The organism is Dactylosporangium sp. NBC_01737 (genome assembly GCF_035963215.1).
In the GTDB taxonomy this organism is placed as follows: domain Bacteria; phylum Actinomycetota; class Actinomycetes; order Mycobacteriales; family Micromonosporaceae; genus Dactylosporangium.
This window is the reverse complement of the sequence record NZ_CP109153.1, coordinates 7738086-7750302: the sequence shown is the minus strand read 5'-3', so window position 1 is coordinate 7750302 and position 12217 is coordinate 7738086. Positions and strand designations below refer to the sequence as shown.

General features: G+C 71.7%; 11 protein-coding genes. 4 read left to right on the top strand and 7 right to left on the bottom strand.

All coding sequences use genetic code 11. The annotated features are described in order from the left end of the window. Nucleotides 1-22 precede the first annotated feature (22 nt). The gene (locus tag OHA72_RS35380) at nucleotides 23-322 is read left to right on the top strand and encodes a hypothetical protein (protein WP_327000393.1); all 300 of its coding nucleotides are present in this window, start codon (nucleotides 23-25) and stop codon (nucleotides 320-322) included. A 9-nt stretch (nucleotides 323-331) separates the two neighbouring features. Here OHA72_RS35380 and OHA72_RS35375 read toward each other — a convergent pair whose 3' ends face one another. Genes OHA72_RS35375 through OHA72_RS35365 form a run of 3 tightly spaced genes read right to left on the bottom strand, consistent with a single transcriptional unit; the run spans nucleotide 332 to nucleotide 1736 of the window. After that, complete coding sequence (locus tag OHA72_RS35375) at nucleotides 332-898, bottom strand: hypothetical protein (protein WP_327000392.1); 567 nt, start codon at nucleotides 896-898, stop codon at nucleotides 332-334. After that, nucleotides 895-1155, bottom strand: coding sequence for a hypothetical protein (locus OHA72_RS35370; protein WP_327000391.1), 261 nt, complete (start codon nucleotides 1153-1155; stop codon nucleotides 895-897). Before OHA72_RS35370 ends, OHA72_RS35375 begins: the two co-directional genes overlap by 4 nt. Then, the gene (locus OHA72_RS35365; RefSeq protein ID WP_327000390.1) at nucleotides 1152-1736 is read right to left on the bottom strand and encodes a SigE family RNA polymerase sigma factor; all 585 of its coding nucleotides are present in this window, start codon (nucleotides 1734-1736) and stop codon (nucleotides 1152-1154) included. The genes OHA72_RS35370 and OHA72_RS35365 overlap by 4 nt, the downstream gene beginning before the upstream one ends. A 220-nt stretch (nucleotides 1737-1956) precedes the next feature. Here OHA72_RS35365 and OHA72_RS35360 point away from each other — a divergent pair, with 220 nt between their 5' ends. Further along, nucleotides 1957-4548, top strand: coding sequence for a CHAT domain-containing protein (locus tag OHA72_RS35360; protein ID WP_327000389.1), 2592 nt, complete (start codon nucleotides 1957-1959; stop codon nucleotides 4546-4548). A 10-nt stretch (nucleotides 4549-4558) separates the two neighbouring features. Here the strand turns inward: OHA72_RS35360 and OHA72_RS35355 are convergent, their stop codons facing one another. Both OHA72_RS35355 and OHA72_RS35350 read right to left on the bottom strand, forming a co-directional pair. Next, nucleotides 4559-5089, bottom strand: coding sequence for a hypothetical protein (locus tag OHA72_RS35355; protein WP_327000388.1), 531 nt, complete (start codon nucleotides 5087-5089; stop codon nucleotides 4559-4561). Between the two features lie 7 nt (nucleotides 5090-5096). Next, nucleotides 5097-6026, bottom strand: coding sequence for a M48 family metallopeptidase (locus OHA72_RS35350; protein WP_327000387.1), 930 nt, complete (start codon nucleotides 6024-6026; stop codon nucleotides 5097-5099). Nucleotides 6027-6183: 157 nt separating this feature from the next. On the opposite strand from OHA72_RS35350, the gene OHA72_RS35345 reads away from it, so the two are divergent. Beyond that, a complete protein-coding gene (locus tag OHA72_RS35345) occupies nucleotides 6184-6627 on the top strand; it encodes a PPOX class F420-dependent oxidoreductase (protein WP_327000386.1) in 444 nt (147 codons plus the stop codon). Here OHA72_RS35345 and OHA72_RS35340 read toward each other — a convergent pair. Beyond that, the gene (locus tag OHA72_RS35340) at nucleotides 6614-7483 is read right to left on the bottom strand and encodes a DUF6892 domain-containing protein (RefSeq protein ID WP_327000385.1); all 870 of its coding nucleotides are present in this window, start codon (nucleotides 7481-7483) and stop codon (nucleotides 6614-6616) included. The two genes, OHA72_RS35345 and OHA72_RS35340, sit on opposite strands and share 14 nt — an antisense overlap. 28 nt (nucleotides 7484-7511) lie before the next feature. Then, nucleotides 7512-8150 carry a GTP-binding protein gene (locus OHA72_RS35335; RefSeq protein ID WP_327011730.1) on the bottom strand — a complete coding sequence of 213 codons (639 nt, stop codon included), beginning with the start codon at nucleotides 8148-8150 and terminating at the stop codon, nucleotides 7512-7514. A gap of 3209 nt (nucleotides 8151-11359) precedes the next feature. Here OHA72_RS35335 and OHA72_RS35330 point away from each other — a divergent pair. Beyond that, a complete protein-coding gene (locus tag OHA72_RS35330) occupies nucleotides 11360-12190 on the top strand; it encodes a hypothetical protein (protein WP_327000384.1) in 831 nt (276 codons plus the stop codon). The last annotated feature ends 27 nt before the right edge of the window (nucleotides 12191-12217 follow it).

The following is a 12217-nucleotide window of genomic DNA, read 5'->3' as shown; positions in this document are numbered from 1 at the left end:
GCGCCGTCGGTACGCTTCCCTCGTGACCGACATGGACGAGTGGCAGGAACGGATCCGGGTCTTCACGGAGCAGGCCCGGCGGTTGGTGGCGGCAGGCGCCGACCCGGATCAGGTGGCTCAGGAACTGTTGCACCGCACCGGCGAGATCGTCACGGTGATCAAGGCCGTTGCCGACGCGACCGGCATCGGGCTGGGCGAGGCCAAGTTCGTCGTCCACCGCAACCTCGACCCCGAGGTCCGCGCGGCGGCGGAGCGGCTCTGGGCCGAGCTGCTGGACGGCCTCGCCGAATCCGGCGTCGAAGTCGAAGAACTCGGTCGGTGACGGATCCCGTTACGGGAACTGCAGCATCGCCGGGTTGAGGGCGAGCGCCGCGATCTGCTGGGTGGTGAACGGTAGGACCGGCAGCGCCGGCTTCACCCTCGGGTGCCGGTTCTGGGCGCCGTCCAGCGGGGTCTCCGTGCCGCCGGTCGCCAGGCCCTGACTGGCGATCACCGACAGCCAGCCTCCGGTCAGGCGGCGGGTGGCGCTGATGTGCCGGCCGCCCTCGTCGGACCAGGTGCGCACCTCGACGCTGACCCCGTCGACGGTCACGACCTCGCACGACCCCGGCACGCACTCCTCCAGCTGCCCCGTCGACGAGGTGGCCCAGATCGACGCGGTGAGCATGCCCTCGCCGCCGCCGGCCTGCAGCATCAGACCACCGAACGCGACGTTGAGCAGCCCCTTGGCCGGCGCGGGGAACTTCGCGTTCGGCAGCACCGCGTTCGGGTCGAAGTCCTTGTCGTAGCTGGTCGGGTAGTCCGCTGTGGTGTAGCCGGCCGGCACAGCGGCCAGCAGCAGCCCGCGCATCGTCGCGCCGTGGGTGTACGCGGCCCGCGCGGCCGGCAGGTCCTTCACCGCCGGCGCACTGGACTGTGTCGCCGGCGCGGCGACGGCCGGCGGCGGCTGCTGCGCCGGCGCGTCCACCGGTGCCGGGCGCAGCGCCATGACGCTCCCCCGGCCGCGACCAGCAGCACCATCGTCCCCACCCCGGCCGCGACGGTGGCCCGGTGCCGGGCCGCGGACCGCCGGGCCCCCGCGAGCACGACCGCGCTGTCCGGCGGCGGCGGCGAGGCGGTCAGCAGTTCGTCGCAGATGTCCTTGACGTCGTTCATAGAAGCCCTCCAGGAGTCTCGCGCAACACGTTGTGACCGTCGGTGCCGAGCGAGGCCCGCAGGCCGGCCAGCCCACGCGACGTCTGACTCTTCACCGTGCCCGGCGAACACCCGAGCACGTCGGCGACCTGCTCCACCGACAGGTCCGCCCAGAACCGCAGCACCAGCACCGCCCGGTGCCGCTTCGACAACCGCATCAGCGCCCGTTGCAACAGCAGCCGCTCATCCGGTACCACGGCATCCGCGACGATCCCGTCCAGGTCGGGACTCTCCGGCGGCGTCGCCCGCTCCCGATGCCACGGCCTTCGCCGCTCGTCCAGGAATGCCCGCAGCAGCACCTGTCGCGCGTACTGGTCGAGCACGTCGTGCCGCTCCAGGCGGTGCCACACCCGGTACAGCTTCGCGAACGTGATCTGTGTCAGATCCTCCGCCAGATGCCAGTCACCACACAGCAGGTACGCCGTGTGGTGCAGCACCGTGCCCCGCGCGGCGTAGTAGGCGACGAAGTCCTCGTCCCTGCCCCGCCTGCCGCCCGGCCACAGCAACCCCATCCGTCCCCGCCGCCCTTCCACCTCGGTCACGATAAACACGGAGCAACCCCCGTCACCGGTTCCCTCGGCCTTCGCGGAACGGCCATCCCGTTCGGCGACGTCGTGCGCGGGCAGGAAGCGCGGGAATCGGCCGGATGCTCCTCGATCAGACCACGACACTTCGGCTGTGTGTTCACACATCGGTATCTGACGGGCAGATCTGGGGCGGTAGGGTGTCGCGGGTGAGCTGCCGTCCTCTACGTTGTCGTTGATGGAACTGATCCTCAAGGCCATCGACACAGACGGCCGGTATGCGTGGCGGTGGCTGTTGACTGACGCCGCCGGCAATACCATTGACGATCACACCGTGCGGCTCGATCCGGCGGCGCGGGAGACGGCCGCGATGGTCGATCTGTACCACTTCGTGCGGCGTGCGGGCGGCGCCGAGTCGGTGGTTCTCGACGAGGTCGGGGGCTGGCTCGGGCGGGAGGTGCTGGGGGTCGGCATCGGCCGGGCGATCGTGGCCGCGCGCCCGGCCGTCGTGTGGGTCGAGGCGGCGGCGCCGGTCGACCCGGGGCCGCTCGAACTGGCGCACGTCGACGGTGTTCCGCTGGCCGCCTACGACGACATCGCGCTGATCTTCCGCACCGGCGGCGTGGCGCAGGAGAAGCGGCCGATCGGTGAGAGCCTGCGGATGCTGGCGGTGTTCAGTCAGCCGACCGCGACCACCGCGCTGGCGCTGCGGCACGAGCGGTTCGCGCTGAGCCGGTTCGTCGGCGGCCTGCCGGCCAATCTGCGCAAGGCCATCGACCTGGACGTCCTGCAGTACGGTGTGACCCGCAAGCAGCTGCGCGACCGGATGTGGAAGCGCCAGGGGCCAGACATCCTGCACATCTCGGCGCACGGCACCGCGGGTGGCCTGGTGCTCGAATCGGAGACGGGCACGCCCGACCTCGTCGGCACCGACGAGCTGGTCAACCTGCTGCGGCCCGCGAAGCACCAGCTGAAGCTGGTGGTGCTGTCGGCGTGCGAGTCCGCCGCCGGCCTGCCCGAGGCCCCGACGTGGGCCCTGCTCGACCCCACCGCCGCCGGCCGGGACTTTGCCGGCCTCGACGACCTGGACGTCGGTCCGGTGCGGTGGGCCGGCACCGGCCTGGCGCAGGTGGTCGCCCGCGAGCTCGACTGCGCGGTGCTGGCCATGCGCTTCCCCGTGAGCGACGAGTACGCCATCGCGTTGGCCAGCGAGGTGTACGACGGCCTGTTCAACCTTGAGCTCTCCGTCGCCGCCGCGGTCGCCCGAGCGGTGCCCGAAGCGGCCGGTGCGGCCCCGACGCCTGAGCGTCCGGCCATCTCCATCGCCGTCCCGACGCTGCACGGCGCGGCGGCGGCCGGGTTGCCGCTGGTGCCGCCGGCCGCCGAGCCCCGGCTCGACCTGGCACAGGCCCGGATGGCCGGGTTCCCGCCGGAGCCGGAGCACTTCGTGGGCCGCACCGCGGTGCTGACCTCCGCGGCCCGCGCGCTGTCCGCGGGCAGCCCGTTCACGACGGTACTGATCGACGGGCAGGCAGGCGTCGGCAAGACCGCGTGCGCGCTGGAGCTGGCATACGGCCGCCGTGACACGTTCGGTGCCTGCGCGTACTGGTCGGCGCCGGACGACTTCGCCGTCGCGCTCGGCTCGCTGGCCCACTCGCTGGAGCGCCAGTTGGAGGGCTCCGGGTTCACCATGAGCGAGGCGGTCGGATCCGGCCTGTACGCCTACCTTCCGCGCCTGACCGAACTGCTCACGCGGCAGGGCCTGCTGATCGTGCTGGACAACCTGGAGCGGCTGCTCACCGCCGAAGGCCGCTGGCGCGACCCACGCTGGGCGGACCTGATCGCCGCCGTCACCAGCCACCGCGGCGGGTCGCGGGTGATCCTGGCCAGCCAGGTCCCGCCGGTCGACCTCGACCGCCCTGACGTGTGCCGGCACCGGCTCGGTGGGCTGAGCCCGATCGAGTCGCTGCAGCTGATGCGTGAGCTGCCCGGCCTGAAGGTACTGCTGCCGGCGCGGGACGCCGCGGACCGGTCCGGATGGGCCGACCGGGACGGCGACCGGGCCCGGCAGATCCTCGCCGGGACGCGGGGTGTCCCGGAGCTGATCATGCGGGCCGAGACGGAGCTGGCCGCCAAGGCGTCCAGCAGCCAGTGGGAGCCGCCGCAGACCATGTCGTGGCCGGCGCACCCGCACCCCGCGCCGCCACCCGGCCCACCGCCGCCGGTGCCGCCCCGGCCCGCCGCCGCGCCACCGCCACAGCCTGCGCCGACGCCCACCTGGCCGGCACCGCCCATCTCCGTGCCGCCGTACCAGGCCGGGCCCGTGCAGCTGCCACCAGCTCCGCAGTACCAGGCCGGGCCCGTGCACATGCCGGCGGCGCCGCAGTCACCGGCCGGGCCGCCGGCCGCCGGCCTGATCTCCGACGTCGTCGCGGCACGCATCGCGGGCGTCGCGGGCATGCATGTCGCGCCGCCCGCGCCCAACCGCCTCGACCGGACGATCCGCAACCTCGAACGGACGATCCGCAACGCGGCAGGCATCTCCGACCGCGAGCAGACACTGGCCGTCGGCCGGCTGCCGGTCGGCGCCGCGCTGCTGCTGACCGACGCGGCGATGTACTGGCTGGACAAGGACCGCGGTTCGGTGGTCATCGCCGTGCCCTACCGGGCCTTTCCCGGGCGCGTGTTCCGCGCGGTCGCGAGCGCCGCGGGGGTGCCGCCGACCCACGTCGACCTCGGCGACGGCATCCCCCGCTCGGCGGGCGGCGCGGCGGCCGACCTGATGGCCCTGCTCACCGCTTTGCAGGCGGTGCTGCTCACCGACGCCTGACGGCAGAGGATCAGCCGACGGGCAGCGGGCTTCCGCAGTTGGTACAGAACTTGCCGGCGTCGTTGCGCTGCCCGCACCTCGCGCAGCCTCGACCGCCGCCCGGCTGCACGCCGCCGAACTGCGCCGTGAGGGGCGCCCGGGCCTTGTGGTGTTCGACGCTGCGTTCGATCACCATGATCGCGTCGTTGTCCATGCGGGCGGCCCGGACCACGCCCCACACCTGGGTGACGATCACCGGCCAGAACAGGAACGCCGAGATCAGCGTCGGCAGCGCCTGCTGGCCGAGCACCCCCACGCCGGCGCGGGCGACCAGCGCCTGCTCGTCGCACTCCAGCCGGATCTTCAGCGCCGTCTGCATGCCCAGCACGGTGCGGAACACGCCGGAGCGGGTGACGTCGACGTCCCAGGCGCCGGCCCCGGTCTTCAGCGACACGACCTGGTAGTTGCGTTCCTGAAAGTGCCGGGCCACGTCGCCGACGATCGGCGCCGGGTCGATCGGGCCGTCGAGCCAGAAGCGCCGCTCGCTCTTGAACACACCCATCGCCGGTTCACCGCCACGCCGGCTCGGACCCGGCCGGCGGCGCCGCCTGACCGGGAATGGCACCGGGCGGGCCGGCCATCGCGGCCGGCGCCCCGTAGATGAGCGTCGTGCCGCAGCGCTGGCAGTGCTTCCAGCCGGGCTGGGTACGCCCGCCGCAACTGTGGCAGCGGGCCGCCGCACGCACGGACGCGGCCAGCGCCGCGAGGTTGGCGAACGTCGGCGTGCCGACCCAGCTCTGGATCTCCCTGACCCGCACCGCCAGCAGCGGGTGCGTCGAGGACTGGCCGATCTGCCACTGCAGGAAACGGTCCCACTTCGACTCCCGCAGCGCCTCGTACTCCAGCGCCTGGTCGGCGAAGGGCTGCACGTTCTGCGTGTACCGGGAATCGTGCCGGATGCCGGCGAACCGGAACATCACGCGGGTGATCGCCTCGGCGCTGCCCATGTACGCCGCGGCCGCCCGGTCCGCGGACAGTTCGCTCTTGCGGCTCCAGTTGCCCAGCGCCATGCGCAGCGGGCCGGACCCGAGACTGAGCAGGGCCGAGGCGAACGGGATGTTGGCGGAGCTGCCGAGGTTGACGGCAAGCTCGAGGAACTGCGCCATCGAGTGGAACAGCATGTGCTGACACAGGATGTGCCCGCATTCGTGCGCGAGCACCGCTTCGATCTCGTCGGGCGCGAGATGGTCGAGCAGCCCGCTGCACAACGTGATGGAGGTTCTGGTCGCGCCGGTCGTGAAGGCGTTGACCGGCCCGAGCGCCAGAAACAGCTCGGGCTCCTCGATGCCGAACGCCTCACAGATCGGCGGCAGCAGCCGGTAGATCTCCGGCAGCTGGTTCGGTCCCAGCCGCAGCGTTTCGGCGAGCTGGCCGCTGCGGATCAACCGTTCGCTGTAGTTCTTGTGGTAGGCCTTGATGGCGCCCTGCAGCCCGCTCATCGATTCCAGATGTCGCCGCGCCTGCTCGTCCGCCGGGTGCATAACGTCACTTGCGGAAAACGTCGTCATTTCATCCCCGGATTCGTTCGGTCCGTCCCATCGGCCATATCTGACGGACAGCAGAACCGGCCGCCGCCGCAAAGGAGAAAGACCTCAAATGTCGTTCACAGACGAGGAAATCTCGTACCTGCGATCCCAACCGATCGCACGGCTCGCCACGCTCGGCGCAGACGAACAGCCCGACGTGGTCCCCGTCGCCTTCGAATTCGACGGGACATTCATCTGGGTCGGTGGCTCCGGGCGGACGGTGCTGGACACCCGGAAGTTCCGCAACGTCCGGGCCGGTCATCAGCGGGTCGCCCTCGTGGTTGACGACATGGTGTCCTTCGACCCGTTCATCACCCGTTCGATCCGGATCTACGGCAACGCCGCCGCACCCTTCGAACGCGTCGGGATGGTGGGCCCCGGCATCTTCATGCGCATCACCCCGACCGTCTCCTGGAGCTGGAACATGGCGGGCGAACCCGTCGGCGACACCTGGTACGAACCGCGGCGGGCGACGCACCAGGCGCCGGGCGAGGATGACGTCAGCGCACCGTGACGCCGCGGTCCCGCAGGACGGTGGCCAGCGGCTCCGGGACGGCGGACGGCGGCCAGCCCACCCGCAGCTCCTTGAGGTTGCGCAGCGCCTCCAGGCCGTCCAGCGCCGTGACGTCGAACTCGCCGGACTCGCCGTCCCACTGCTGCCAGACCAGGAAGATCGCGTCACGCGAGCCGGCCGGGTCCCAGGAGAGGGACTCGATGCTGTCCAGCTGCTCCTGGGTGAGCTCGATGGCCATGAGCCGGTCGAGGTTGTCGTCGTCGAACGTGTTGTCGTCGAAGAAGTACGTCTCGGGCAGGCGGATCGTCCCGGCCACGTCGAGGGCGTTGAGCACGACGAGCTTGAGGATCGGGTCGGTGAACGGCGCGAGCCCGCCCGCCCGTCCCGGCACCAGGTCGTCGACGTGGACGCCCCGCGCGGCCAGCTCCCTGAGCACGCCCCAGCCGCCGGACGGCACGGCACCCTCGATGTGGACCCGCTTGAGCCGCTCGCACGCCAGCAGCGGGCCGAGGTCGGCGCCGTCCGCGACGCCGATCCAGAGCAGTTCGAGTGCGGGCAGGCCGGTGAGCGGGGTCAGGTCGTCGACCTCGGAGTATTCGAGGTGCACGGTCGTGAGGTCCCGGTACCGCTCGATGCCGGCGAGCGAGCGGACGTGCTCGTCGGTACCGTCGGGGATCGCGCTGAAGAGGTCCGCCTCGTCCGTCCACACGGCCACGTCGACGTCGTCCGGGACCGCGGCGGCGAGCAGGTCGTCGTAGCGCTCGGAGCGCTCGTCCCAGTCCAGCTCCCGCACCTCCTCGACCGTGTCGTCGTCGTAGCAGCGTTCGAGCAGGGCGAGATGCAGGCGCGGATCCATGGCTGAGCACCTTATCGAGGTGCCCTATTCAGAGGCTTGCCTTCCGCCTGGGCAGCGGTGCCGGGGTCGGGGACTTCCGCGGAGGGGTGTCCACGGGCGAGCGCTCCCGACCCAGCCTGCGGGTCAGCGCATGCTCGACGAGCGCGACCACGACCCGCTGGGCGGACCCGCGATGGCGCGCGTCGCAGACGAGCACGGGAACGTCCGGGTCCAGGTCGAGCGCCTCGCGCACATCGTCCAGGTGGTGGTGCTGGACACCGTCGACGGCGTTGATCGCCACGACGAACGGCACCTCGCGGTCCTCGAAGAAGTCGAGCCACGCGAAGCAGTCGGCCATACGCCGCGTGTCGACCAACAGGACGGCGCCGACGCTCCCAATGACCAGCTCGTCCCACATGAACCAGTTCCGTCTCTGACCACCGGCACTGAACAGATAGAGGACGAAATCGTCGCCGACGGTCGTCCGGCCGAAGTCGTGGCCGACCGTCAACGTCATCTTGCCCGGCACGTTGCGGGTGTCGTCGACTTCCACGCCTGCCGACGTCATGATGCCCTCGCCGGTCACCGGAGTCGTCTCCGACAGCGAGCCGACGAAGGTTGTCTTGCCGGCACCGAATCCACCCGCGATACTGATCTTGAACGGGATCTTGGCGTCACCGGCGGGGATCTGGACAGGCGCGGAGGCGCTTTCGAAGAAGTAGACGCCGCTCCCGGTCACCACGGCGAGGTGACCTGCGCCGGCCGCGACGATCGACCGGACCGGCGCGTCGAGCCTGAACGGCAGCCGGTCAACGGCGACGCGGTCCGCGTCCTGGACCGGCGGGCCGTCCAGCATCGCCGGCCGCATCGTCGTGAGGCCGGCCGTCGAGATGCGCCCGGTTCTGTCGACCGCCAGCACGAGCATGCGGTCGAACAGTTGGATCACCTGGATGCCGGCGATCGGGTGGGTGTGCCCGGTGTGGTGCCGCTCGCGCACCGGACGTTCGACGTCGGTGACGGTGACCCGCCCGTCCTCGAAGCCGGCGACGACGACGCGCATACCGGCCACCGGCCCCGCCCACAACGCCGTGACCGGGTGCCCGGCGTGCCTGCTCTGCGGTAGCGGCCGGTCGAGGCGCGACCACCGATGGACCGACACGTAGCCGTGGTCGTCGCCGAAGGCCGTGGCCTCCATGTCGCCGAGGTGGTGCGCCGCCGTCATGCCCGGGCCGAACCAGATCGGGCGCCAGGGCATCGGGGCTTGACCGGGCGGCTGGCACAGCGCCCGAGCGGCGTGCGGGAAGCTGGTGCGGGCCGCCTCCAGGGCCAGGAGTTGCCTTCGCGCGGTCAGCGACGGCCCGGCCTCGGCGATGATCTGGAGCCAGCGGTCCCGGGTGAGCCAGCGCAGTGGATGCTCGGGACAATCGGCCGGGTCGGCGTGCAGCAGGAACTCGGGGTCGAGCAGCCGTGCACCGCGGCCGGCGTGCTGCATGACGTGGCGGAACAGGTACGGTTCGGCGAAGTCCCAGCGTCGCCCCTCCGGCGTCGTCACGGACGCGACGAGCGCGTCGAGAACCTGCGCCTCGCGCGAGGCGGCACCCTTGAGATGGTCGGCCAGGCCCTGATGGAACAGCCGGTACAGCGTGGTCCCGTCCACGTCGGTCGCCCGCCGCAGGTAGAACGAGCCCTCGTCGAGGGCGCGCGCGACCGCGGCCCACCCGAGCGGTCCGGCGCCGGTGAACACGCCCGCCGCGTGGCGGGCCGGGTGGGCCGGCATACCTTCACCGCAGGCATGGGCCAAGGCGGTCAGCACGGCCCGCAACGAGCCGGCGCCGCCCCGGCGGGCCAGGTCGAGCTCGAACAGGTCCGGCAGCGTATGCGGGACCGCGAGGCCGGCCCGGGCCGCCTCCTCCGGGTCCTCGATGGGGTCGTGGGTCGCGAGGATGTGATTGGTGTACAGGCCGGCGACCAGGAACTCGCCCCACCGGCGCTCGTCGGCGCGATGATCCTCCCTGGTGAGCGCGAGCGCGACGTTGAACGCGAAACGACCGCGTGCGGCGACGTAGCGCTCCCCGTCGTACGGCGGGTGCCAGCGCAGCAGCGCGATGACGTAGTCCTCCAGGTGCCTGGCCAGCTGCGCCGGATCGACGATGTCCAGGTCGATCAGACCTCCGGCCGCTGCGGCCAGGTCGAGCAGGGGCCGGAAGTCGGGCCACGGGCGGGTGCCCACGAGCAGCCGGCCGACCGCCCGCCCATCCGGCCGCACGGCGGCGGCCAGTGGCAGGACAAGTCCGTCGAGGACACCGCGGTGGTCGATCGCCTCGTCCAGCGCGTCCAGGACGATCACCGGCGGCTCCGGCCGTTCACGCAGCGCCACGACCAGCTCGGCAACGGTGCGCGGCGGGCGTGCGCCGGGGAAGAGCTGCTGGCCGATGGACTCGACGATGTCGATCAGCGTCCGCTGCCGGGCGTGCACGGCGGCCAGCCCCGCGATCGGGTCGGGCGTGTGCCGGGCGTGGCGCCAGATGTACGACGTCGGCACCCGCAGCACCGGGTGCGCGGCACACACGAGAACCCCCAGCAGGGCCGACTTCCCGGCGCCGGGGCTGCCGGTGACCACACGCACGGGCGCCGGGTCCGCACCGGCGAACCACACGCTGAGCGTGAACAGTTCGTCCTCGCGCCCGCGGAAGCATCCGGCCCCGTCCCGCACACGGTCGCCGAGGCCGCTGGCGCTGCGGGTGAAGTGCCGCGGGTCGAGCCCCTCGTCGACCTCGTCGAAGATGGGGACGGTGCCGGCGTCGAGTCCCGCGACGATCCGCCGCCGATCGACGACGGCGCCCGTCGTCGGCCGGTGGTGCGGATTCGGGAAGAAGGCGGCCTCATCGTCGGCGATCATGTCGGTGAGCCCGGCGACGATCTCCTGCCCGAAGTGGTCTTCGTCCTGCGCGGCGAGCCGGACCACCTCCTGCTTGATCAGTCGCCCGACCGGCCCGAGCTTCAGGAACTCGGGCTCGTGCCCGAACGTGGCCGCGCTGTCGACGAGCGCGTTGAGCACGTTCGCGGCGGCCTGCGTGAACCGCCCACGGTAGGCGAGCTCCTGTCCACCGCAAGCGGCGACGATCCAGGCCCGCCCTGCGGCCGCCGGCTCCTGCACCTGCCAGGGCTGCCGGGCCGCGGTGCCGGCATAGCAGCAATCGATCAGAAACAGTGTCGCCGGCAGGCCGGGCGTGTCTGCGAACGTCCGCACCCACTCGTTCGGGTCATTGGCGCCGTCGCCGGTGCCACCCCTGGCGTCGAGCACCAGAAGGCGGCCGCTCGCGCTCAGCTCGCCGTGTCCGATGACGTGCACGATCAGCAGGTCGTCGCGGTCCAGCCCGGCGGCGGCCTCGATCACAGCCAGGCGCATCGCAGGGCCGAGCAGCGTCGCCGGGTCGGGCGCCCGCCACTCGTAACCGTAGGGGCGCAGGGCCCGCTCCAGCTCGCCCAGCCGTTCGTTCACGAAGGTCAACGCCCGTGGGCCCGCGCCGCCCGCCCCGATCGACACCACCCGCCGCCGCACCGCCGACACCCGTCTTCCTGCCATTGCCGCCACGGCGCTGACAATCGCGTCATTCTTGTGTTCGACGCAGCGTAACCGTCCGCCGGTCGCAGCGGCCTTCGCCTATCCGGTCGAAGCGACCGCGATTCGGGCAACGACGGCAGACCGGTCGACTCGCGTACAGTCGGCCGACGATCGAGATCAATACGTCGTTACTACGGCGCGCTGCGTCCGTCACACATCCATGGAATGGAAACCTGTACGCTCCGAGCCGGCGAGCAGGGCAACGTCACACCTGCACGACCGGCTTGGCCGCCCATTCCCAGACCGCCAGGTCGAGAGGACGCGACAACGGCATGAAGGCTCCCATCGTCGCCGTGCACGGCGTCAACACACTGCAGAGCGAGCCGGCCCCTGAGGCCGCCGCCAAGCTGGCCGAGGGCTGGGCCGAGAAGCTCGCCACGGGCTACCGCAACGCGCAGCTCGTCCGGCCGGCCCCACCGCTTGCCGCCGCCTACTACGCCGATCTGCTCGACTCACAGGCCCAAGGCGTCGGGGAACTTCAGATCCTGACGCCGACGGAGCAGGAATGGGCCTGGCAGTGGCTGCGCGCGCTCGGCGTTCCGGAGCCCGACGGGCAGCAGGGCGCCCTGTCAAAACCGTTCCGGCAGGCGCTGAACTGGCTGAGCACGCGCAAGGGCGCGCCCGCCGACATGCTTTCGCGCATCATGACGGCGCTGCTCCGGGAGACGTACGTCTACCTCACCCGCGCCGGCGTCCGTGAACGGTGCCAGCAGCGTGTGCTTGACGCTATCGAGCAAAGCGGCGCGAAGATCGTCGTCGCGCACTCGCTCGGGACCGTCGTCACGTACGAGGCGCTCTGCGCGCACCCGGAGATGCGCGTTGACCTGCTCGTGACGCTCGGATCGCCGCTCGGCCTGCCCGGCTCGATCTTCGACGCGCTGCGGCCGGAGCCGATCGACGGCCGCGGTGCGCGCCCGGCCGGAGTGCAGCGGTGGCTGAACATCGCCGACGAGGGCGACGTGGTCGCGGTCCCGGCCCGGCTGGGTGACAAGTTCCCGGTCGATCAGCACGAGGAACTGTTCCTCGGCATCCTCGCGTACCACGCGTTCGACTCGTACCTCAGCCAGAGCCTCGTCGCCGCCGCGATCGACACATACCTTTGAGGTCAAGCGATGGCAGATGACCGCCTC